This window comes from Buttiauxella sp. B2 (genome assembly GCF_006376615.1).
GTDB lineage: Bacteria > Pseudomonadota > Gammaproteobacteria > Enterobacterales > Enterobacteriaceae > Buttiauxella.
The window spans coordinates 19,718-42,815 of sequence record NZ_VEXQ01000024.1 but is presented as its reverse complement, the minus strand read 5'-3'; the positions used below and the strand labels follow the sequence as shown (position 1 = coordinate 42,815).

The window sequence follows — 23,098 nt, the reverse complement described above, 5'->3', positions numbered from 1 at the left end:
GCCTGGCTGTTAGAGCAACCAGGCACCACCTCATTTTAATCTTTTAATTTCACCTCCCCATTTTCTAACCTTTGATAACCCATTTTTTCTAAAATATCTGTTTTAGCCTTTTCTTGTTCTGCTGGCGAATAAGCAAAATTAAACCAGTGATTTATCTTGCTTATGAGTGCTAAATCTTTGCAACCGCATTGCTCAACCCAGAATTTAATATTACGGTTTAATGATGCAAAAGCAGTTAACTCAAGTGACATTTTAATCTCCCGCCCGTTTGGGCTGTTAAGGTTTAGCTCGATTGCCTCACCTGATGCAATTCATTATACGCTCAAATGAGCGCATTGAAAGAATTATCTTTGTTTTTCTTACTGATTTTTATATGTTTTTATTTTTGTAATGTACAAAACAATATTAGAAAGGAATTAAGAAGCAAAAAAGTCAGGATAGCTCGCACAAAAAAGCCCGGCGCTAACCAGGCTTTTTATATTGGCGCTCATTCCGCACCATCATTTTTTAGCCACCAGGCTATAATCTGGGTGTTTACCTGCTAACAATAGTAAATAGTTCCATTCTCCCACGGAAAGAGAGCGATTTCCTTTACCAGTTTCTTCCTTTTGTTGCCAGGTACGCAGTGCCATGCCAAAAATGTCTGCGGCTTCCTGTTTCGACAAATTCGCCGCTGTACGAGCTTCTGTAATTTGTTCGGGTGTGGGTTTTTCGGTGATCATAAATTTCTTAATTCCTAAATTAAAAAGGAGGCTTCATGCCTCCTTATTTTATATTACAAATCCCATTGCATTTCATTAGCAAAAGGAAGCGATGAGGGACTAACATCATCTAAACCAATGCCATTATGATATTTATTATTGACTAACCATTCTTTGTAAGATGCCAGCAAATCATCACGATAGGATTGCAATGTTGAAACAACTAACGTGTTTTCATACCCTTCAAATTCACAGGACTGATAATTAAAACAATCAATCAGAGTTACGATTTGTAAAAGCGGCTTTGCGGTGCTGCCATCAAAACCACAATTAACACGAGAAAAACAGTAATCAGGTGCTGCATCAGATTCGTTGTAGCGGGTATTTACCGATTTAGTGTTAACAGCAATCATCATCGACAAAAAACCCTGTGCTTCTACCTGGTCAATAATTGCCATTTCAATCATTGACGAAACGATCATGTTTGCCGTTGCTTCACTAATAATAAATGCACTCATTTTGTAGCTCCCGCCCATTTGGGCTGTTTTGGTATGGCTCGATTGCCTCACCTGATGTAATATATATTACGCTCAAATGAGCGTTTTATCAAGAAATATTTGATATCGTTCTATGATTTTATTGGCTTTATATTTAGTAAGAAACTATAAAATCAGGATATATCAGCACCAATCTCTTTCATTTTTTTTATTATTTTATTCAGATCATCACTGTTTAATGAGAGTTGAGCCGCCATATAAAACAAGATGTGTGGTGACATAGCGCGTGGAGACTCACCGCCAGTATATTTACGCCATTGACTATTACTGGCGATTCCTGCCAATTCTGCCATCTGATTCCCTGTAAAGCCTAACTCACTTTTAAAACACTCTAAATCATCTGGTGAAGGTGGGGTGTAATCGTTAATTAGTCTCATGCGGCACCTATTAAAAAGCCCCTTTCGGGGCTTCTTTTAAAGAAATTTGTTCAGGAGAGTCGTTATTGTAGCTACTGCGCCGATAATCCCCGTAGCGACTACAACCGGATACCACATTGTTTCACGGTTAATTTTCGATGTTTCAGCCATTAATTTGGCTATTTCAGCATGAATTTTTGCGAGTTCTGCGGTATTCATTTCACTTTCCATCTTGTTCATCCTTTCGGGTTCTGGGCTGCGACATATTCGCTACCTCATGTAATAGATTATAGCCCCATTGGGGCTAATATCAAGAAATGATTCCATTTACAGTGTAAATTTTTTATGTTTTTTGAGCCGTCAGGCGATAAAAGGGGCGCTCATCAAGACCAACATTTTTTACTCTAGGCCAACCGCTCCGGGCGCGAGTGAAACGAGCCTCAGTCCGTTATATTCCCCACGCCAACCCCTTCACTGCAAAACCATTAATGGCTAACAGGCCACACAATACCCTGCAAAGCTCCCCGGAGGGCGCAGTTAGCGCGTGAGCTTGCGAACGGTACGCCACCACGCTGTAAGCGCGGTGGGGCGCTGTACTGCGGGTGCTGGCTTCGCCAGCTTACCGGGCGGTTCGGACTTGCCCATATATCCACATGAGAGAAGCCAGTGCAGCGGGGAGGCCAACAAGCCCCCCCGCAAACGGGAGCGCCCTGATCGGCGGGGCAAGCCGACTAGGGTCGATTGTGGGTATGTGGACAAGATGGATAATTATAAATACATTACATGCACTGTATTTATTTTTACACAAATTGAGTGATGCTATTCGCCATGACTACTTATATTTTGAGATAAAAAATCATCTGTTAACACCTTAAAACACTCCGCTATTGGTAAGAATTTTGGGGTGTGGCTAGTAATCGGTAACGATTCAAAATCTATGTGATCAATATCTTCAACCGTTATTTTTTTTTCAAAAATGGTAAATCTTTCTCGTTTTTCACCGCGATCGGGATTAGTTCTTCCTGATGCAAGATAATGTAAGCAGAACTCATTCCCATTACGAAAAACATCTAAGGTACAGATTTTATTACCTTTGTTTTTTCTGGCATGAAAAATTGATTCCATGTAAATCTCCTAATGTTGAATATGCGAAAAATCATTAATAACTCGCTCGATGCGGGTTATTAATGATTGGCGGCTATAGGGTGGAAATAAACCCAACAATTTTAATCAATTGATCTGTATCCAAACCATCAAACATAAGCCCGTACCCGCCGCCAATTTCAGTCACAGCACCACGAATGCCCCTACCGTTATAAAAACCTGTCAGGGCGTTATGATGGTTGGTGAGTGTGACTTGTTGCGCCATCATGTTTTTAAGGATCATAGTGTGTTGCTTTTTCGCCTGTTGCTCCTGGTGATAGTCACTGGCGGCGGCGATTTGTTCTGCCGAGCCAGGTAAAATCTTTCGTCTGATATCGTTGGCGATAGCTGCGGGTGAGCGGTCAAGGGAAACGGTACATTGTGCCGCCTCACCGTAGGGATAATAACGGTATTCAAGATGACCACTAAGCACAATGCGGCCTTTTTCCTGTCTGGCACTTATGGCATAGCGCCGCAGGTTCGGCGCGGTCAATTTGATTTGGTGTTCATTGTTCATTTCGAGCATATCCACACGCCAGCCACCGCCCAGAAAATTACACACTTTTATAAATAACGGCGCGTACCTGTCTTTAAATGTTTTTGTATTTTGCATAGTCTCCCCCGATGAGATCAGAAAAGGGGGCTTTCGCCCCCGTTCGGTTACGCTCTGGCTTCTACCCGATTAACGCCAGTGGCGCTGCGTTGACCTGCTGTACCGAATTTTTCACGGATTTCATCAAGAGAATGCTCTTTACGGTTGCGGGTGCTTTTGTGTTCTTCCGGGCGATAGAACCACTGTTTTTTCTTCGGTGCCCACTTGCATTTAATTTCTTTTAAAACGTCTTTATGAACGATGGTTTCACCGCTGATCCAAACCCAGTTGCCAATAACTTCAAACACAATTCCCGCCAGGGTAGAAAGGGTGTTTAACACGCTTTCCATTTCTTCACCGTAGTTATAGTGGTCGCTTTCGTCAGCAGACTGGAATTTATTCAGGTTATCAAGGTTAGCCAGCAGAAAATCACGCGCAGCATTAATAGCCTTCATGATTTCGCCACTAATGGCAGGGTTGCGATCAGGATGATATTTAAAGGCAAGTTTTTTGTAAGCCGCTTTGATGTCTTTTTCCGACAATTCACCGGACAGACCAAAAACGTTTAATGCTTCCTGAATATTCATTTTGTAGCTCCCGCCCGTTTGGGCTGTTTGGGTTTAGCTCGATTGCCTCACCTGATGTAATACATATTACGCTCATTTGAGCGCAATAACAAAGATTATTTTTCTTTTTTGACTGATTTTTATATGTTTTTTCTGTGTGCTTGTTAACTAACACACAATGCACCGTAATTACATATTTGTATTTACATTGTAATTATATACACGTATTTACATTGTAAATACACTGTAATTATTTTGAGCCTAAAGGCGATAAGAGGGCGATCATCTGGTGCCGAAATTATCACCCGGATTTAAACGCCCGGACGTGAGCAAAGCGAACCATGCCCCATCATATCCCCCTCGCCAACCCCTTCACTGCAAAGCTATTACTGACTAACAGACCACTCATAATCTTGTATAGCCCCCCAAAGGGCGCAGTTAGCGCGTGAGCTTGCGAACGGAACGCCACCGCGCTTCCTGCGTGGTGGGGCGCTGTACTGCGGGTGCTGGCTTTGCCAGCTTACCGGGTGGGCCAATATAAGTTTTAGTGATCGCTTTGCCCACATACCCACAATCGACCCTGGTCGGCTTGTCCCGCCGATCAGGGCGCTCTCGTTTGCGGGGGTGGCTTGATGGCCTCCCCGCTGCACTGGCTTCTCTCATGTGGATATATGGACAAAACTATATTGAAATCACCAAAATTCTGATTTTACCAGGGGGGAAGGTTTCCTTCTTGAAATAAGGCGAAGCGTAAGCGGTTCTGAGAGGCTTTCGAGAGGAAGGTAATAGGTTTGCTTCAATATGGCGATGTAATCGCATACAGAGCGTTTCAGGCAATATTAAAGGCTTTGACCAATGCTCTCTAAAAGATCCATATATGATCAACCTTACGATCAATGTGACGATCATGAATGATATTAACGCATTCGCATTGATATGATCCTAGTTATTGCTAATGCAATCTACCCTATGCAATACGGTAATTCGACGGTATTTGTGAATAGTTGCTAAAAAGATAGGTGAGAAGATTAGCGCAAGCATTACATTGATTTATATAGGAAAAATTAGTTACTAGTGTGATCAGTTTGCCTTATGTTCGCAATTTTAGTGCGATTCAACAGCCTTAACCCATTCTTTTACAGAAAATAACAAGCTGTAAGCGCGTTAGTTTGTTTTTCTTTTTTCTTTTTCTTACTCGATCTAAAAGAATAGATTTCTGTTTCTGTTTCCTTTTCAGGGCAACTAAACATATTGATATATAACAATAATTTTCACTATAGGTGAGAAGATTAGCGGCTATAGGTGAGAAGATTAGCGGCTATAGGTGAGAAGATTAGCGGCTATAGGTGAGAAGATTTACGGTTGTTTAAGCTCAATACGGATTTAAAGGTGAGAAGATTTACGGCTACAGGTGAGAAGATTTACGGCTATAGGTGAGAAGATTTATTGTGGATAACTTTCCGAGAACGATAAGAGTATCGTTAGGTGAACTTTTTAGCGCATACAAACCATTCTTTGTTTTTTATATATAAAACAATACCTTAAATAAATATTAATCTCATAGGTGAGAAGATTAGCGGTGAGGTTTGCACTTTTGTTTTATGGGTGATATATTTTTATGAAACATCACCTTTCGGGACAAGAGTAGAGTGAAAAAGGAAAAAGCCAGAACAAAACCTGTTGTATACCAGGGCAATTCATTAATTGAAGGTGCATTTAACATTACCCTCGATGAAATCCGTTTTCTATACTTGGCGTTAACGAAAATTGATAGTTCAAAACCGCAACCTGACGGTTATTACACTCTATATCCTAAAGAGTTTGAAAATCATTTTGGAATCAATCCAAAAAACACACATCGACAGTTGAGAGATGCAGCTTCATCTTTGGGTAAAAAACCAGTTTTTACTTATGAGTGGAGCGAGAAAAAACGCCGGATTGATAAAGTCGAGAGATTTTGGTTTACATCCATTCGCTATGATGCCTCAGAAGGTAACTCTGACGTTACTATACGATTTTCAGCAGATGTAGCAGAGTATTTATATGAACTAAAAAGAGAGTTTACTCGTTTAAATTTCGAGGTCATATCAAAATTAGATACTCCATTTTCATTCAGGTTGTATAGCTGGTTAATGAGTTACAAAGAGCTTGATCGCTGTAAAAGAAACAATGGACTGATTGTTACTGATGCCATTGATATTGATTGGATGAAGGAACGGGCCGGGATTGTGAGTAAGACGTATGAAGAATTTAAATTCTTTAGACGGGACTTACTGGAACCTGCGATTAAGCAAATTAATGCTAAAACTGACATTTCAATCAGTTGGGAGCCAGTAAAAAGAGGCAGAACCATAAACGCAATTATTTTCTCATATGTAGTTGAAAATGGAGAAAAATCCTCTGCATTTGCTAAACCGCTTAGACCTCGCCTCCCTCGCAGACCTCAAGTAGTTGCTGGTAGTGATGCCGAAGGGAAGTGGGCAAGAAAATGTATTGGATTAATGAAACAATACAAACAAGATCTTCTTGCCTATGACGAAAAAGAAAAAATTTCAGTAGCAGACCTCAAAAAGTGGGCTGCATGGTGCAGTATTATCGGTGATAAAGATTCTAAAAAACAAATAGAGAAAGAAGTCGGAGAAAGAAGTAGAAAGGGATGATTGAACAATAGATCATTCTTTTGAAGTAATTAAAGTCGTCAGTAGCGTCGTCTGGTACACGGCGCTACTGACTAACCAATACAACCTGCAAGGAGATTGTTATGGCTATTTGTAATCATATCCCAGATAAAAAATTACTTGAAGTTTTTCCAGAGCTTTCCCAAACTGAAAGTAATGTTATGGCATTGTATTCATTGGGAATGACACCTGCAATTATTGCTCAAAGTCAGAATAAAAGTGTCTCAACGGTCAATAATCACCTGGCAAACATTAAGCTAAAGCTGTCTACAAATTCAGCATTTGATTTAAGGACACTTTTTATGATCAGATTGATGATGAAAATGATTGATGGGATTGATGGTAATTTAAGCGAAATATTTAGTACTCTTAACTCAAATCAAGTAGATGTTGTGTTGATGCATGCATCAGGTTCGAGCGAGCAAGCAATCTCATATGAGAGGCACATTAGCTCGGATTCGGTTTCTGAGCTTTTAGATTCTGCAACGACTGAGTTAGGTTTAAAAGATACAGACATGATTAAAGCATATGTTTGTATGAAGTTGACCGAACATATGATGAAAGTTATTCACTAGTATTGATTACTATTTAGTATATAAAAGCGGCGTATTGCTGCTTTTATACAAATGAAACAAAAAGAAAAAAAGTAAGAAATATAGTAAAAATTACCATATGAATGTATCGGAACATCCTTAAAATACAGCATGTGTACGGATTACTTAAAAGCTAGGTTTTTATGCTTCATAACTATCAACCAACGGACATTGAAACGGACAGATCATGGCGTTCAATCTCGATGTCATTGCATATTGATGCAGAGCTGAATTACTTGTTAGAAAAGAAGTGTTTTGATAAAGGATCTACTAAAAAAGCAATGATTTTGAAAATCATTGAAGATGCTTTAAAAACAAATTCTGAATCAGAAAGCAAGTAAAAATCAGTATCTGCTCTTTAAAAATCAAAAAGCGAAAAGAGAACCTTAAAGGTTTCGTGCCTAATATGCTATGAAATGTAGCATGGTAAATCTCTAACATCTTAATAAGAGTAGATCATTGTTTTTTGAGGGTTTTTTTAAGTCCGAAAAAAGGAATGATTTATGGCAATGCTACATGTAAGGTTAAGGAAGTATCAGAAACAAATATCTGCTATAGAAACCCATCTGAACAAGGAACGAGTTTCAAAGTCAGAAAAAATAATATCTTTAGTAGTTAAGCAAGAACGTCCTCCAAAGAAAGCAAAAGAACCGGTAAAGCCAAAGAAGAAAAGGAATTACAATCCTTATTCTGATTATGGTATCAGTGCTATTGGACGGGAAAAGAGAAAAGGTAAATCAATGCCGCCTAGAGAACTCTATGGCGAGCTTCTTAAATCAGTAAAAGAAGGGGAATGAATTTTGAAGTAGCTAAACGGTCAGACCGTGATTATATCGCAGTTATGATGCGATCCCGAATCTCATTGAGAGCCAGCTTCGCATCTGGTGAGGGTTAATAAATAGAAGTAGCGCCGGGGAAGCGACGGGATAGCCAATCCCGAACTGGTTATGGGCGGCCTGAGTGCGACAGTAATCTCAAGGGCATGAGCGCAGCCACTGCGAGAGTGTGGCAAAATTGTTTAGGCGCAAGCTGTGGCGTGGTAAAGTTTGGGCTAGTAAACAATAACTTCAAACATACCCAAAAGGGATACTATGAAAAAACCAGCTACTCTACTTGCCGTTCTTGTACTGGCATTTTTTACTGGTTCTGCTTCCGCAGAAATGACAGGTAAATTTTTAGGTGTATGGAAAGCAAAGCCAAATGCCAACGCTACTTATACTATCAGCAAAGATGGTGATAACTATAAGCTACAAATTCAAGATCGTAATACAGGTACGCATGAATATCCGGCGGTTGAAGAGAAAGGACAACTTTTTCAGGTTTTAAACGGTGTTAAGCGTCCAATGTTTACCTATGTTGATGAACAAAACCTCAAGTACACAACGATCGTAGGGAAAAACATACCTTTTCTTAAAAAACAAAAGTAGTACCCCTTCCTCCAGAAGCAACAACCAAAACCGATAATAATATAGTCAGTGTGTCAGTTAATGATGCACTGATATCTCGTTGCGCCCCTGATGTGCATCCAGTAACTATTAATGCGCTAATAGATACCGAATCAGGGCGAAATCCATATGCTGTAGCAAATGTAAGTGACAATGAAAGTAAACAATTCAAATCACTCAGTTCTGCTATTGCTTATGTGAATAATCTGGAACGGCAGGGGAAGAATTACAGCGCTGGTTTGATGCAAATTAATAGTAAAAATTTCAAGGCTTATGGGCTTGATAATAATACTGTATTTGATGTTTGTAAAAACATAGAAGCAGGTGCAAAAATCCTTACTGACAATTATGCAGCACAGAAAGAAGGAGGTGAACAAAAAAAAATACGCAATGCTTTATCTCGTTATTATTCAGGTAATGACAAGAGAGGGTATGTAAAAGAAATAAACTATGATGGAAAAAGTTATGTTGAACGAGTAGAGCAAAAAGCCTACAAAGTGCCAGCGATTTTACCAACAGAAAAAGATTCTCGTGAACTAGATGATACGGGAGGAAGTGTTTTTGTTAAAAACGAATCTATTTTATCTGAGGAAGCACCCCCTTGGGATGTTTTTGGAGACTTTAAATGAATACACGTAGTGGTTTTTTAAATGCGTTTTGCTTTTCTTTGCTTTTACTCTCTATGGGAGCGTTAGCGGGGGGGCTTGATGCTGGCACAAGCGCTTTAACGGATCTGAAAACATGGATATTCATTATTCTTGGCCTTGCTGCACTTGTATATCTCGCATATGTCATTATTTGGGCATTTATGGAGAAAAAATCTTGGAACGACGTGGGCGTTGCATTATTGCAAGTTATTTGTGCTGGCGGTGCTCTGGCTGCGGGTAATTGGGGTTTATCCCTAATGAAGTAAATGTCAAAAAGCTGCCCGTCTATAAGACGGGCTAGGATGATGTTATGAATGGTAAAGATGTTTATTTCACATATAACGGTTTAAATCGCCCTGCAATGGTAAGAGGCGTTCCCCTGATGTTGTTATTATCATGCGGGTTCCTTGCAACCTTCACCGGATTTATTGGTGTTTACTTCCTTGGCATTTTTGGCTTGGTTTTTCCTTTAGTAATCGGAGCATTTCTTTTTGCTGTTAAAATCATTTGTGAGAATGATCCAAACGCGTTGAGAGTTGTAAAGCTTTCATTCAGTGGAATGATATTAAAGCTAAAACATGGGGACTGGATTACTGGGTTTGACTCTGGAGGATATGGTCAGTGAATGCAAATCAGTTAAAAAAACGAAAGAATAAACCCGTCGCACCTTTGTATCCAAACTACCAATTTCACGTTTCTGAAAGCGTTGTCTTTACCGACGATAATAAAATGCTTTCTACGATTATCCTGGAAGGTTTGCCATTTGAGAGCGTAACTGATGCCGCATTAGAAAATGCTTTCTTAAATGCAAAAGATTTTCTTGTAGGAGCAGGGAAAGAAGGTGAGTTGTACCTCTGGACTCATCTAGTAAGAGAAAGAGTTACTCTTGGTGATGATTATAATTTTGATAGCGATTTCCTAAACAACTTCACAGATAAATATATATCCACTTTTAGAAGCGGTAATTTTTTTAAATCGACCTGGTATATTACATTTGGGATGCCATTTAATCAGGTCGATGCGGGTGTTGAACGTTTACACGATTTAGTTGATCAGGCACTTGTTGCTTTTAAAGTTTTTAACCCTTCTGTTCTTGTCGTTGGGGAGAATTATGTTAGCGAAACCGCCGCTTATCTCTCTAGTTTATTTAATAAAAACCATATATCAATACCGGCCTCTTCAACTCCAATCTCACAATCTATAATTGATTCTGAATGGTACTTTGGTAACGATGTGCTCGAGTTAAGAAACAACGATGCAGATGGTAAATTATTTGCGACAAATTATATAATAAAAGACTTTCCGATGTTTACGGAGCCGGGGCATTGGAACTTCTTACTCACACTTCCGTATGAGTTTTTGATCACGCAAAGTTTTATTTTCGAATCCCCGGCAAAAACATTACGCCGTATTGATAGTCAGCTAAATAAACTAAATTCGGCAAACGATGCAGGGGTGGGCCAGCAAGAAGAACTTGTTATTGGTCAGGAATCAGTAGTTAGTGGGCAAACTGTATTCGGTTCTTATCACTGCGCTCTTACTGTGTATGGATCATCTCCAGAAAACGCAAGATCAAATGGTAAAAAGGTTTCCGCTGAATTTATCACCAGTGGCAAGGGGTTCAGGTTTGCACGTACTGCGGCGGCGGCTCCATTCGTGTATTTCAGCCACCTTCCACTAAACAAGAAAAGACCTTTGGATTCACGACGAACAATTACTAACCTTGCCTGTACCTTTTCTATGCACAACTACTCAGTTGGTAAGAAATTGGGAAATCCTATCGGTGATGGTTCCGCTATCATGCCTTTAAAGACGGTTTCAGATGGGTTGTATTACTTCAACACCCACTACTCTGAACTACACAGGAACGTTACAGGACAGAAAATAGCAGGTCATGCACTTATCCTTGGAGCTACTGGCGCAGGTAAAACTACTTTTGAAGGTGTAGCTGCTGGTTTTCTACAGCGTTTCAATCCTTCGATGTTTATCGTTGATTACAACCGTTCAACAGAATTGTTTGCCCGTACTTATGGAGCATCATATTTTACATTGGATGAGGGGCGCTATAGTGGCCTGAATCCATTCCAGATTGCAGATGCAGACGACCCGGTATTGGGTGGGCGACTCATGGCATTCTTGAAGCAATACGTAAAAATCTTTGCGCGTGATACCCAGGGTAATCCATGTAGCGATGAAGAGGCAGAAATCTTGTCCGGGGCCGTTGATGCTGTAATGCAGTTGCCGCGAGAATCTCGCAGAGTTAGTAAGCTTTTGCAAAAAATACCAACAGGTTCTGCTTTAGCTGTTCGCTTTCAAAAGTGGTGTGGCAAAGGTGAATATGCGTTGTGGACTGATTCGCCTGATAACATATTTAATCCGCTAGATTTTCAGAAAGTGGGTTTTGATACGACAGTCTTACTTGAGAAAACCGCCAGCGGGGGGGTGCATCCTGCTTGCGAGCCTGTCCTTGCAGTATTGTTCTTTTATAAAACCTTAATGCAGAGAGAGGGTAAGCTTATGCTCTCGCTTATTGAAGAGTTTTGGATGCCTTGTAATTTCCCCACAACACAAGTACAAATTAAATCCTCATTAAAGGCGGGGCGTCTAAAAGGTGAAATGATGTGGCTTACGAGCCAATCACCAGAAGATGCTATTTCTTGTCAAATATTTGCAGCTATTGTGCAACAAACGCCAACGAAAATATTTCTCCCTAACCCTGATGCTGAATATGACGCTTATCGTCAAGTTGGTTTAACCGAGAAAGAGTTTAATCGGTTAAAAAGATTGGGGAAAGAGTCTCGTACTATGTTAATAAAACAATCAGGTTCAAGCGTTTTTGCAAAAATGGATCTGTATGGTTTTAATGACTTCCTCCCTATAATTTCAGGTTCAACGGAAGGTATCGCCTTGGCTGAAAAAATAAGGTCTGAATTAGGGACGGATGATCCTAATGTTTGGGTTCCCGAATTTATCCGTAAAATAAAAGGCTGATTATATGTTTAGGAAAACGTTAATTGCTCTATCTATTTCTTTATCTATAGTAACAGCAAGCCATTCCTCGGGAATACCGGTAGTTGATATTGCATCAATTGCTAAAACGGTTGAGGAAGGACTTACACGTGCTCAGGAGGCAGCACAGCAATATAAGCAATTAAAACAAGATTATGAACAAAGTTTGAAGTATGCGGAGGATCAAAAGAAACGACTGGAAGGATTTACAAAATTTGATTCTGGTTTTGATACAGCCTCTAGCTATATGAAGAATCAGTTAAATGATTTGACTGATATTAAAAACTACGATGTTGATTCCGAGTTGGATAAATTCGGGTTGAATAGTAGTGATTCTATCAAAGCGCGACTTGAAGGGGCTGCGGCGAAAGTTAAGTTTTTTGACTCTTATAATTTAGAGTTAAAGGATAGAGCTTCAAAATTAGAAAGCCTACAATCCAAATATAATCAAGCTACCACGCCTCAGCAAAAAGCAGACCTTACTAATCAACTACAAACTGAGCAGATAAACATGCAATACTTCATGAAGCAAAATGAACTTGCAGAAAAGCAAATGGAGCAACAGGATAAATTAAAACAGGAACAGCTTAGAAAACAATGGATGGAGCAACACTCTTATAAAGGTAAAAACTAATGGGGATTGCATCCGATTTCGTAAGCCAAACGAAAGCATTGGTAACGAGTGCAGTTGCAAATAATTTCACGGTGGTTGCGGAGACTATTAGGCCACTATATGTGGCTGCTTTTCTTTTTTATTGTGTTTTGATTGCATGGATGATTATTTACAGTAATCGTGAAATCATCGTTAATGAAGTAATTAAGAACATCATTGTATTTTCCCTGATAGGTGCGTTTGTATGGTCTGCTGGTTATTATCAGCAATGGGTAGTCCCATTTGTAATGGATTCCGGTTCTGAAATTGCAGCTAAAGTATCTGGGAATGGTAACGTTGCAGCAGGTGTGGATGCCACATGGGAACAGCTTGCTACTACTATGGAGAATTTTAAGCAAAGTGCTATTGATTCTCTAGGCTGGGATATCGGCCCTTTATTATCTGCATACTTTATTTATATTATTGGATATGCAGGTGGAGCAATACTCATAACCTATACAACAATATTTCTCTGTGTATCTACCTTTATGACAGGGATTTTGTTATCGGTAGGTAGCATATTTATTTGTTTTGCTGGTTTTCCAGCAACGAGAAGTATGTTTACATCATGGTGTGGACATTGCCTAAATTACATTTTACTAAATGTATTTTATTCTATTTCATTTACTTATGTACTTGAGTTAATTAAAAAATATACTGAATTAGATCCAATATCTATCAGTTTTATGGATGCTGCGAGTTTATTGCTTGCTGTAATAATCTGTGTGGCAATGGTGGAAATGATAGCTGTCCTTTGTTCGTCGCTGACAGGTGGTATTGGTATAAATGGATTGGTTCCGGGCGTTGGATCGCTTGCTAAGGCTGCTGGATTATCTAAAGCAGCAGCGGCTATGCGTGATAAGGCACCTGGTGCAATTGGCGGGGCAATGAAGCGGGGCGGCGCGGCACTGGCAAACAAATTCAGGAACAATGTTAAAGGGGGATAATAATGCGTGAATATTTTCAAAGGACTAAGAATGAAGCTGAAAAGACTAAAGTAGAGTCAAAAAAAGAGTCAGATCCTTACTATGACGCTATCAAAAAATTCCAGAGTGACCGTTTTGAAGTCATGATAGGAAAAGTTAAGTTCTTCAAGGTTGTGTCTGTTCTTTGCATGGTAATTATAGCAATTCAGGCTGGGGCGCTTGCGCTTATGTCGCCGTTAAAAACAGCGGTTCCTGTAATGCTTCGTGTTGATAGCAATACAGGATATACAGATGTAGTTTCTCCTTTATCAAACTCTCAGGAAACATACAGTGAAGTTGAAAATAAATTCTTTCTTTCACAGTATGTTGTTAACTATGAAAGTTATGACTGGCAGACAATTCAGGCAATGAATGATGCTGTAAATCTTATGTCGGACAGTAAAACATTCTCTCAATACAGGACTCAAATAACGGCAGATAATTCACCGCTTAATGTGTTAAAGCAAAATAATAAAATTAAAGTTAGGGTTAAATCGGTTACTTTCCTTAAACCAGATATTGCTCAGGTGCGTTTTGATAAAGCAGTACTAAATACTGATGGGACATTAGCCGTTGATTTCAGCCAAACATCATGGGTGGCGACAATTGCTTTTGATTATCAGAAAGCAATCAAAACGGAAGGAGAACGTTTAATTAACCCGCTTGGTTTTCAGACGTTGAGCTACAGGGTTGACCCGGAGGCTATAAAATAATGCGTAAACATGTTCTGGCTTTACTTATTTATAGTGCTGTATCAACTCCTTCTATCGCGGCTACATTTGCGAACGGCTCATCATACGATGCAAGGATGCAAACAGTGATGTATAACCCGGATGATGTTGTGAAAGTACGCGTAATGCCGGGTACAGTTTCCGTCGTTCAGGTAAGCAGTGATGAAAAAGTGCTTAATGTGGCACTTGGTGATCCAGTCGCATGGAATGTTTCGTCAACAGCAAACACTGTTTTCTTTCGTCCTAAAACAGCAGATAACCCAGATACAAACGTTATTGTCGTTACGGACAAGAGAGCATATACATTGTTCCTGTCCTCTGTTAAATCGAATCCTACGTTTATACTGAGGTTTGAATACCAAAAACCGAAGCCTATTTTATTTGATAATAATAAAATACCTTGCACTGATGGTGGTGTTGTTAACGGTCGCTATCAAATACAGGGTAATGAATCTATCAAACCTAATAAAATATGGGATGATGGACGGTTTACTTGTTTTACATGGGATAATAGTAAAACAATGCCAGTGGTATACAGGGTCGATGCTGACGGTAATGAAAATATTGTGAATAGCAGTATGGAAAAAAATGTAATGGTTGTGCATGATATTTCTCCAGAATTTTTACTACGTAACGGCGATCAAGTTATGCGCGTAAAAACAACCTCAATCGTTAAACGCTTATACGATAAAAAAGGCACAACTACAGGGCAGACAAGAACGGAGAAAATTATTGATGAGTAATGGTCGCGTGGAGGATGGAAATAGAAATAAACTTGATATTTCAGCGGCGGTAGTTAATAAAAAGGGAATTATAGTAGGTTTGGTTATTTTTGTTCTGGTTATTACCGCTATCGGTGCGGTTTTTATCCTTACAAGAAAAAAGGAGTCAATTCAAACAGGTCTAGTTAAAAACCCTACGAATAATGAAGTCCTGCAACCCAAAACATCTACTAACTCTTCTCTCGATTCTATGAAGCAGATGATAGTTGATAAAGAAACTGCTGAGAAACGCGCTGCGGATAAAAAAAGGGAAGAGGAAGAGAAAAATCGACTGGTTCAGGAAAAATTAGCACTTCAAGAATCGGACATTAAGCCGGGGGAAACTGGGAACTCTAGTTCTAACCATGAACAGAGTTTTCGTGCTGATAGTAGCCATGAATCGGATGACAACAATGTACCTTTGCCTAAATCGCAGCGGATTTTAACAGGGGAAACACTCGTTAAAATTGACAAGCAGGATGAAGGGGCAAGCCATGAGAAGGATTATCTTCAAGGTAATGAATATGCCGATGGTTCAGCAAGTGTTGTCTTGAAGCGTCGCTATCTGCTTTCTGCTGGTACAAGTTTGAGCTGCATACTTAAAACGAAAATCATCACGTCTTATCCTGCTATTACACTTTGTCAGATGGCAAGGGATGTTTACTCAGACGATGGGAAAACATTGCTTGTAAGGGCTGGAGCAATGCTCATAGGCGAGCAGAAGAAAGCAATTACACAGGGTGTGGCTAGGGTCTTTGTTAACTGGACAACAATTAAAGACGGTAACATTAAAGTGCGAGTAGATGCTTTGGGTACGGATAGTCTCGGTGCTGCTGGTCTGCCTGCATGGATAGACTCTCATTTTTGGGAGCGGTTTGGTAACTCAATTCTACTATCCCTCATCGGTGATGCGATGGACTCTGTTAAAAATCTTACTCAGAGTAATAGCGGTAATCAGGGGTCAATTACGTATGACAATACGAGTGACGCCTCGCAGCAACAAGCGGCAATTGCTTTGCAAAACAGTATCAATATTGCGCCTACTGGTTATATAAATCAGGGTACTGTGATTTCTATCATTGTTCCGCGCAACGTAGATTTTTCTAATGTTTACGAGGTGAACTAATGGAGGATGACAAATCCGACCTAGCTCGTTTGTATCTAGCTAAAACAGGTATTCAAGACCTGCTTGATGTTGATGGAATAACAGAAGTAGCAGTCAATCAACCTGGTAAAGTCTGGTTTGAAAGTAGTGATGGGTGGAAGTTTGTTGAACAACCGGCTGCAAATTTCGAAAACCTCAAGCATCTTGCGGAAAGCCTTTCAACTTACTCCAATCTGCCAGGCTTAAACCAGGAAAATCCAATTGCATCGGTGATTCTTCCTGGTGGTGAAAGGGGCCAGATAATTATGCCACCTGCAACGGAACCTGGATGTATAGTTATATCAATTCGAAAGCCTTCATTGAAACGATTTTCAATAGCTGATTATGTAGCGTCCGGGCGCTTTGATAATGTCAGAATTGCACAGAAACAGACGGTTGAATTAACTGAGCGCCAGAAGTATTTATATACGTTGTATCTGAAAGGTGACGCGAATAGCCTGGAACAGTTTCTTTATGAAGCGGTAAAGGAAAGGCTAAATTTCCTTATTGTTGGTGGTACTGGTTCAGGCAAAACTACCCTTGCTAAAGCGGTAGCTGATATTTTTCCTCCCGATAGGCGATATGCAACGATTGAAGATGTTCACGAAATGCAGTTGCCTAACCATCCTAACCATATTCATTTGTTTTATAAAAAAGGAGTCATTACCTCTAAAACCATTATAGAAGCCTGTATGCGACTTAAACCAGATCACATCTTTCTTGCCGAATTACGTGGTGATGAAGCCTGGAGCTATCTTGAAGCACTTAATACAGGTCATGAAGGATCAATATCAACAATTCATGCGAACAACACTTATGCATCATTTTCCCGGTTAGCGAGTATTGTTAAGCAATCAGATGTCGGTATGACTGTTGATATGAACTTGATAATGAAAACAATTAAAACATCTGTCGATGTTATTTTGTTTTTTAACCGAACTTATTTAACGGAGATTTATTTTGAGCCGGAAGAAAAAAACAGACTTCTTAACGAAAGCTAGTAAGGCATCTGATAATTCAAAAGAGTTAATATGTAAAGGTGTAGGGGGTGTAATTCCTCATGTTTTAAAGTTTTCTGATACTGTTGTTGTCTTTGATCCTCATTGGGATTCCTCTTGGAATCCAGTTATCAAATAAGATTATAAAGTGGTGTTTTATGAAAAAAGTAGTTGGCATACTCTTTGTTATTCTGATTTTATTTGGTATGGCAATAATAGGAGGGGATCTATTAGGAGGGTTTGCAGCGTTAAAATATTCTGGTATGAATACCTCTCTTTTAAATCTTCATACTTTTTATGATGTGGTGAACACATATAATGGAAACCCAGCATACAAAAATCTTGTTGCTGTTACGTGGTTAGCATTTTCTTTACCACTCATTGTTTTTCTCGGTTTTTGCATTTTAGTCTTGGTTAATCTGCGTCCTGTCAGGGTAATTTATGGTGATGCACGTTTGGCAAATCAAGAAGATTTTAGAAAATCAGGTTTTTTTCCAACTCCTTCTCAATATAAAAAATTCAAGTACCCTCCAATCCTGATCGGAAAAATGTTTGAAGGTAAATATAAAGGGCAATATATTTATTACTATGGGCAACAATTCCTGATGCTTTATGCACCTACCCGCTCAGGTAAAGGTGTTGGTATCGTTATTCCTAACTGTCTTAATTATCCAGAAAGCTTGGTAGTTCTGGATATCAAACTAGAAAACTGGTTTTTAACCTCGGGATACAGACAAAAAGTACTTGAGCAAAAATGTTTTCTCTTCTGCCCTGCGGGGTATGTTGAGAATGAGGAAAAAGCTAAAGCAGGTGAATACCGTTCTCACCGCTGGAATCCAATGGATCATGTCAGCCGTGATGTTCTACAGCGTGAATCTGATTTAAGGAAAATTGCCGCTATCATTTATCCACTCAGTGGCGGGGATGGGGATGTGTGGAATACATCTGCAATGAACCTCTTCATTGGTCTTGGACTTTACCTTTTGGATAAAGAGCAGGAGCGAGCGGTTTCTAATCTTGAACAAGGTGCAGAGGAAGATAATGAATGGAATGAACCCCAAAAACCGATAAAAGTTTCTATCTCTGCGATTTTACTTTCGGCTACACCGGGGGGGGATCTGGCAGCTTGGATGAGAAAAACCTTGGCAAAAGATGCCGCTGTGAGCAATGACACCAGGAACTATTTTGAAAGGTTTATGGCTGCCCCTGATAAGACTCGCGGCAGTATTATGTCCAACTTCACAAATGGTCTTGATATTTTTGCTAACCCTGTTACTGCGGCGGCGACCAGTGCAAGTGATTTTGATATCAGGCGCTTGCGTAAGGAAAAAATGTCAGTGTATTTAGGCTTAACACCGGATGCCCTTGTTACTCATACAAAGTTAGTCAATCTGTTCTTTTCGATGGTGGTTAACGAAAATACAAAAGAACTCCCTGAACAAAACCCTGAATTAAAGTATCAGTGTTTAATTGCTCTGGATGAGTTTACCAGTATGGGCCGTGTTGAAATTATCCAGAAATCTATTGCATATACTGCGGGTTTCAACCTTCGCTATGTATTCATTCTGCAAAATAAAGGGCAAATGGAGGATGATAAGCTTTACAGAAAAGAAGGTACTGAAACATTCATCAAAAACTGTGCAGTAGAACTGGTATACCCTCCCCGTGACGTAGATGATGCAGTTAAAGAAGTATCTGAGCGTATTGGGGTTTGCGATGAAAAAATAAAGCGTAAGTCTAAATCTGATAACCGGGGTGCTGCCGGAGGGTCAAATTCTACTAATCATGATGTTATTGCTCGCGCAGTTTTACTACCTGATGAAATTGTCTCCCTCGGTAAGATAAAAAATAAAAGCGGTTCGTTGTCGGTTAGAGAAATTATTCTTAGTGAAGCTTGTCGCCCGTTCATTGCAGATAAAATTGTTTACTTCGAAGATCCAATTTTCATGGGGCGTGTGCAAGTTTCTAAAGATAATCTTATTGAGATACCACTTCTTTTTAATAAATAGAATTATAAAGGAAATTATTATGAGTAAAGTTAAAAAACTTACTATCGCTCTGGCTGTGTTGGCTTCATTCTCTGCCACAGCAAGTGATTATGTGATGAATGATTATCAGAAGGAACAACAAGAGCAAAGCATTGATTCAGGTGATCCTTGTGTTGTGGTTATGTGCATGTTCGGTAAAGCTACCGGGAACAGCGGCGGTGAACAATGTAGTTCTCCTGAGAAAACATTCTTTAACATTATTAAAAAGAAAAAAGGTTCGTTTCTCCCTAACCATACTTCTGATGCACGTAAAGCATTTATCAGTAAATGCGACACTGCAACTCCTGATGTTCTTAATAAAATCGTTGGTGTGTTTGGTAAAGTAAAACTCTAAGTGATTAGAAGCTATAAACCGTCATGTATGATTTATTTACTAACGTGATTCTGGAAATATATGAAAAAGATAATACTTGCCGCTATGTCAGCGGGTATCCTTTCCGGCTGTAATTCAGCACCTCCGCTTGCCACCCCTAAAGGGGAGTTTGTAGACATGAATACAGATATCACAACTCTTTTACCACAGATAAAACCAGTTTATATGGGAGATAAAATAGCGACTGTTTCGAATCAATCGTTAGTAAATCATGCCAGCAAAACGGTTAATAAAAATATTACGGGAAGTGGTAAAACAGTTGTAGAAAATAACAGCGGCGCATCTACAAGGTTATTGGCTGCTAAACCATTAACTAACAAGCCAGTTGAGTTAAAAGGCTACACTGCTCCTGTAGCAACAGTAGCAAGTAATACTCCAGTTAAACTGGATTCTGCGGGCAAAACAAATGCACTTATCCAACCTGTTTCGTTAACCAAAAGTAAAAATCCATTTAGCGGCGATACGTCACCACATGATGTTAAGAACGGCACTGTTAAACCTGTGATTGCACCAGTTCCACTACCTATTTCGCCAATTGTTAAACCTGTAAAGCATTGGGACATTTCAAAGGGAAGTACGCTCAAAACAGTGTTTAATGAATGGGCAGCTAAAGAAAAATGCAACGCGAGTAAATCTTGGTCAGTGCAATGGAACACTGATACAGATTATCAAATTGATTCTCCGTTGACGTTTACGGGCAACTTTGAAGAAGTTACTTTGAAGCTCTTTTCATTATATATAAATGCGAATGCGCCTTTATATGCTGATGGTTATAAATCTCAATGCCTGATAGTTATCTCAGAAAGTGCCAAAAATAGAGGTGTAAAATAAATGAAAAAATCAACAGTATTAAAAGTTTGTTGCATTGCTTTAGGATTATGTTTATCGAGTTTGTCTTTTGCAAAGAAAATTGATCCAACTCCGATTAGGGAGAGAGTTAGTGTTGAAGATACAGCATCCTCTTTTATTACTTATGAGTTTACTTTGCTTAAAAATGGAGAGGTTGAAGCAAATTTCACTCAAGAGACGATTTCATCACACCCTACAATTATTGAAGTTAAGAATTTAAACAGGTATAGAAAGGCGGTAATTGAAAATGTTTCGAACGGAAAAAAATCATTAACAACAACTTTTGGCGATATTGAATCTGGTGTTTCCGTTTATGTATTACCTGTTGTGCATGGCAACTTTATTAGCACCGATGTCAAGTTTCAGTTCACTAGCTTTGATGTAGCCAAAAAGCTCGATGGTATTGACGTACCAGAAGTGAGTTCTTTTAAACTGAACACTCATATATTTGTTGGTTCTGGAGAGGTTAGGGAATTTAAATTTGTTGTCATAAACAAAGAATGGACTAAGGATGAATATACTTTGTTGATTAAAACGAAGTTCTATGAAAGAAATTAATCTTAGCATTTAACCTCTCGGTAATAAAAATGAAAATTAAATATCTTGTTTATACACTCAGTGTCTTTTTACTGTCAGGGTGCGCTGTTCAGCGCATTAATGATTCGCAGGACAGAGCTATTAATAAAGAAAACAAAGTGGATTCTTTATTAAAAGACGTTAATTCTAATCGCCCAGTGGCGACTTTCCACGAAACGCAATGGGTTAACCCAGTACCGATGGTGAAACCTCAGTACTCTGTGCCGCCAGAAGTGGCTCGTTGCCAGATTACCTACAAAACTATGACTGCACAGGATGTGTATCAGTTCAGTCAAGATATTACTCAGCAATGTAATATCCGTACCTCTATTACCCCTGACGCTGTAGCAATGTTGACAGGTGGGGGTGGGGAAAGTGGTAGTACAACAAAGCAATTAACTGATGTCCCGCCTCCGATGTTTACGTCTGGTGCAACGCCCCCTGGTGCAATGCAGCCGCTTTCTTCTTTTGGCTCATCCCCTAATATTTCGGCTTCTGGCAGAAGCAGTGGAAGTGGGCAGCAGATCACGGGTATTTCTTACAGTGGGTTACTTCCGGGGCTTCTCGATGCCGTTACAGCTCGCCTGGGGATTTCATGGAAGTATGAAAACAATGCCATTAAGTTGTTCTATCTGGAAACGAAGCGGTTTGATATCGATCCTTCTGATGCTAAGTACACACTTGATGGTCAAGTTTCTAGTGGGATTTCTAATCAAAGTGGTGGCAGCAGCAGTGGTGGTAGTGATTCATCGGGTGGTGTATCAGGACAAGGAGGATCAAGCTCTAGCTCTACTAGCAAAATGGGTAACAGTCTTTATGAAGACTTACTAAAAACATCTCAAGCTATGCTGACACCGGGTGTTGGGCGAGTTGCGATGAACCAAACGACGGGTACAGTGATAGTGACTGATGTTCCCGAAGTTGTGAAAAATATTGGTGACTATCTTACAAAAGAGAATGCTTCACTTAGTAAGCAAATCCTTTTTAAAGTCGTTATCTACACCATTAATAACGAAGCTAATGACACTCTCGGGATTGACTGGAATCTGGTATTCAAGTCTCTAGGCCAGAATTACGGTATCAACCTATCGAATACATTCAATGCCGGAACGGATGCGGTATCTGGAGGGTTCTCGATACTCGATACAGCGACGGGTACAACCGGACAGTGGGCAGGTTCTTCTATCCTGCTTAATGCGTTGTCGCAACAGGTCAACGTAGCTGACGTTAAAACATCCAGTATCATTACAACTAATATGGCATCGGCTCCAGTACTTGTAGGGCAGCAAACGACTTACCTAAAGTCAGTTTCTGTAACCGCTACGGGCGGGTCGGATGGCAGTACTCAACAGGCGCTTGAACCTGGTTCAGTGACGACTGGCACGAATATAACGATTTTCCCAAAAGTACTTGAGGATAATCGGATCATGATGAACATGTTTATTGATATTTCTTCCTTGAAGCAATTACGTCAGTTAAAAAGTGACACGCAAACTATTGAAGGGCCGGATCAGGATACGCGAGCTATTCAACCCCGAGTTTGGATTAAACCAGGGGAAACTCTAATTCTGAGTGGATTTGAGCAAAATACGGATGATGTTACTAAGCAGGGTGTTGGGTCGCCAAATAATATTTTCTTTGGTGGTGGGATGAAGGGTAAAAAGGTTAAACAGTCGTTTGTCATTACTGTGACACCTTTCCTGCATTAAGGAAT

The 23,098-nt window shown here is 39.7% G+C and carries 28 protein-coding genes; 20 read left to right on the top strand and 8 right to left on the bottom strand.

Features of this window, described 5'->3' with window-relative positions; all coding sequences use genetic code 11:
* Nucleotides 1-35 precede the first annotated feature (35 nt).
* From FH968_RS19975 to FH968_RS19945, 8 genes are all read right to left on the bottom strand, one after another.
* Nucleotides 36-251 carry a hypothetical protein gene (locus tag FH968_RS19975; RefSeq protein WP_139882573.1) on the bottom strand — a complete coding sequence of 72 codons (216 nt, stop codon included), beginning with the start codon at nt 249-251 and terminating at the stop codon, nt 36-38.
* Nucleotides 252-500: 249 nt separating this feature from the next.
* Nucleotides 501-722: a hypothetical protein gene (locus FH968_RS19970; RefSeq protein WP_370451539.1), complete on the bottom strand. Its 222-nt coding sequence runs from the start codon at nt 720-722 to the stop codon at nt 501-503.
* Between the two features lie 53 nt (nt 723-775).
* On the bottom strand, nt 776-1,219 hold the full coding sequence (locus FH968_RS19965) for a hypothetical protein (RefSeq protein WP_139882571.1): 444 nt from the start codon (nt 1,217-1,219) through the stop codon (nt 776-778).
* Between the two features lie 152 nt (nt 1,220-1,371).
* On the bottom strand, nt 1,372-1,635 hold the full coding sequence (locus tag FH968_RS19960; RefSeq protein ID WP_139882569.1) for an XRE family transcriptional regulator: 264 nt from the start codon (nt 1,633-1,635) through the stop codon (nt 1,372-1,374).
* Between the two features lie 36 nt (nt 1,636-1,671).
* A complete protein-coding gene (locus FH968_RS23710) occupies nt 1,672-1,845 on the bottom strand; it encodes a hypothetical protein (protein ID WP_189389252.1) in 174 nt (57 codons plus the stop codon).
* Nucleotides 1,846-2,433: 588 nt separating this feature from the next.
* Nucleotides 2,434-2,739, bottom strand: a complete 306-nt coding sequence (locus tag FH968_RS19955) for a hypothetical protein (protein ID WP_139882567.1) — start codon at nt 2,737-2,739, stop codon at nt 2,434-2,436.
* Between the two features lie 73 nt (nt 2,740-2,812).
* Nucleotides 2,813-3,370 carry a hypothetical protein gene (locus FH968_RS19950; protein ID WP_139882565.1) on the bottom strand — a complete coding sequence of 186 codons (558 nt, stop codon included), beginning with the start codon at nt 3,368-3,370 and terminating at the stop codon, nt 2,813-2,815.
* Between the two features lie 47 nt (nt 3,371-3,417).
* Complete coding sequence (locus FH968_RS19945) at nt 3,418-3,936, bottom strand: J domain-containing protein (RefSeq protein ID WP_139882563.1); 519 nt, start codon at nt 3,934-3,936, stop codon at nt 3,418-3,420.
* Nucleotides 3,937-5,564: 1,628 nt separating this feature from the next.
* On the opposite strand from FH968_RS19945, the gene FH968_RS19940 reads away from it, so the two are divergent.
* From FH968_RS19940 to FH968_RS19850, 20 genes are all read left to right on the top strand, one after another.
* On the top strand, nt 5,565-6,575 hold the full coding sequence (locus FH968_RS19940; RefSeq protein WP_139882561.1) for a replication initiation protein: 1,011 nt from the start codon (nt 5,565-5,567) through the stop codon (nt 6,573-6,575).
* Between the two features lie 101 nt (nt 6,576-6,676).
* Complete coding sequence (locus tag FH968_RS19935) at nt 6,677-7,168, top strand: LuxR C-terminal-related transcriptional regulator (RefSeq protein ID WP_139882559.1); 492 nt, start codon at nt 6,677-6,679, stop codon at nt 7,166-7,168.
* 221 nt (nt 7,169-7,389) lie between these two features.
* Nucleotides 7,390-7,527 (top strand): hypothetical protein, encoded by a 138-nt coding sequence (locus tag FH968_RS23705; protein WP_189389243.1) that lies wholly within the window; start codon nt 7,390-7,392, stop codon nt 7,525-7,527.
* A 162-nt stretch (nt 7,528-7,689) separates the two neighbouring features.
* Nucleotides 7,690-7,983 carry a hypothetical protein gene (locus tag FH968_RS19930; RefSeq protein WP_139882557.1) on the top strand — a complete coding sequence of 98 codons (294 nt, stop codon included), beginning with the start codon at nt 7,690-7,692 and terminating at the stop codon, nt 7,981-7,983.
* Nucleotides 7,984-8,277: 294 nt separating this feature from the next.
* The gene (locus FH968_RS19925) at nt 8,278-8,613 is read left to right on the top strand and encodes a hypothetical protein (protein ID WP_139882555.1); all 336 of its coding nucleotides are present in this window, start codon (nt 8,278-8,280) and stop codon (nt 8,611-8,613) included.
* A gap of 50 nt (nt 8,614-8,663) precedes the next feature.
* Nucleotides 8,664-9,260, top strand: a complete 597-nt coding sequence (locus tag FH968_RS19920; RefSeq protein WP_223271350.1) for a lytic transglycosylase domain-containing protein — start codon at nt 8,664-8,666, stop codon at nt 9,258-9,260.
* Nucleotides 9,257-9,544, top strand: coding sequence for a conjugal transfer protein (locus tag FH968_RS19915; protein WP_139882552.1), 288 nt, complete (start codon nt 9,257-9,259; stop codon nt 9,542-9,544). The genes FH968_RS19920 and FH968_RS19915 overlap by 4 nt, the downstream gene beginning before the upstream one ends.
* A 44-nt stretch (nt 9,545-9,588) precedes the next feature.
* A complete protein-coding gene (locus FH968_RS19910) occupies nt 9,589-9,903 on the top strand; it encodes a VirB3 family type IV secretion system protein (protein WP_139882550.1) in 315 nt (104 codons plus the stop codon).
* Nucleotides 9,900-12,269, top strand: coding sequence for a VirB4 family type IV secretion system protein (locus FH968_RS19905; RefSeq protein WP_139882548.1), 2,370 nt, complete (start codon nt 9,900-9,902; stop codon nt 12,267-12,269). The genes FH968_RS19910 and FH968_RS19905 overlap by 4 nt, the downstream gene beginning before the upstream one ends.
* A gap of 4 nt (nt 12,270-12,273) precedes the next feature.
* Nucleotides 12,274-12,921, top strand: a complete 648-nt coding sequence (locus tag FH968_RS19900; protein WP_139882546.1) for a type IV secretion system protein — start codon at nt 12,274-12,276, stop codon at nt 12,919-12,921.
* Nucleotides 12,921-13,886, top strand: coding sequence for a type IV secretion system protein (locus tag FH968_RS19895; protein WP_139882544.1), 966 nt, complete (start codon nt 12,921-12,923; stop codon nt 13,884-13,886). The genes FH968_RS19900 and FH968_RS19895 overlap by 1 nt, the downstream gene beginning before the upstream one ends.
* Nucleotides 13,887-13,888: 2 nt before the next feature.
* The gene (locus FH968_RS19890; protein WP_189389240.1) at nt 13,889-14,617 is read left to right on the top strand and encodes a virB8 family protein; all 729 of its coding nucleotides are present in this window, start codon (nt 13,889-13,891) and stop codon (nt 14,615-14,617) included.
* Nucleotides 14,617-15,378, top strand: a complete 762-nt coding sequence (locus FH968_RS19885) for a TrbG/VirB9 family P-type conjugative transfer protein (RefSeq protein WP_139882540.1) — start codon at nt 14,617-14,619, stop codon at nt 15,376-15,378. The genes FH968_RS19890 and FH968_RS19885 overlap by 1 nt, the downstream gene beginning before the upstream one ends.
* Entirely contained in the window at nt 15,371-16,522 is a 1,152-nt protein-coding gene (locus tag FH968_RS19880) for a TrbI/VirB10 family protein (RefSeq protein WP_189389237.1), read from the top strand. Before FH968_RS19885 ends, FH968_RS19880 begins: the two co-directional genes overlap by 8 nt.
* The gene (gene virB11, locus FH968_RS19875; protein ID WP_139882538.1) at nt 16,522-17,541 is read left to right on the top strand and encodes a P-type DNA transfer ATPase VirB11; all 1,020 of its coding nucleotides are present in this window, start codon (nt 16,522-16,524) and stop codon (nt 17,539-17,541) included. Before FH968_RS19880 ends, virB11 begins: the two co-directional genes overlap by 1 nt.
* Before the next feature lie 155 nt (nt 17,542-17,696).
* Nucleotides 17,697-19,547 carry a type IV secretory system conjugative DNA transfer family protein gene (locus FH968_RS19870; RefSeq protein ID WP_139882536.1) on the top strand — a complete coding sequence of 617 codons (1,851 nt, stop codon included), beginning with the start codon at nt 17,697-17,699 and terminating at the stop codon, nt 19,545-19,547.
* A gap of 19 nt (nt 19,548-19,566) precedes the next feature.
* Complete coding sequence (locus FH968_RS19865) at nt 19,567-19,920, top strand: KikA protein (protein ID WP_189389234.1); 354 nt, start codon at nt 19,567-19,569, stop codon at nt 19,918-19,920.
* Nucleotides 19,921-19,980: 60 nt separating this feature from the next.
* A complete protein-coding gene (locus FH968_RS19860) occupies nt 19,981-20,790 on the top strand; it encodes a toxin co-regulated pilus biosynthesis Q family protein (RefSeq protein WP_139882534.1) in 810 nt (269 codons plus the stop codon).
* Nucleotides 20,791-21,366 (top strand): type II and III secretion system protein, encoded by a 576-nt coding sequence (locus tag FH968_RS19855; RefSeq protein ID WP_139882532.1) that lies wholly within the window; start codon nt 20,791-20,793, stop codon nt 21,364-21,366. It abuts the gene before it with no gap.
* A gap of 29 nt (nt 21,367-21,395) precedes the next feature.
* Nucleotides 21,396-23,093, top strand: coding sequence for a PilN family type IVB pilus formation outer membrane protein (locus tag FH968_RS19850; protein WP_139882529.1), 1,698 nt, complete (start codon nt 21,396-21,398; stop codon nt 23,091-23,093).
* Nucleotides 23,094-23,098: the final 5 nt, after the last annotated feature.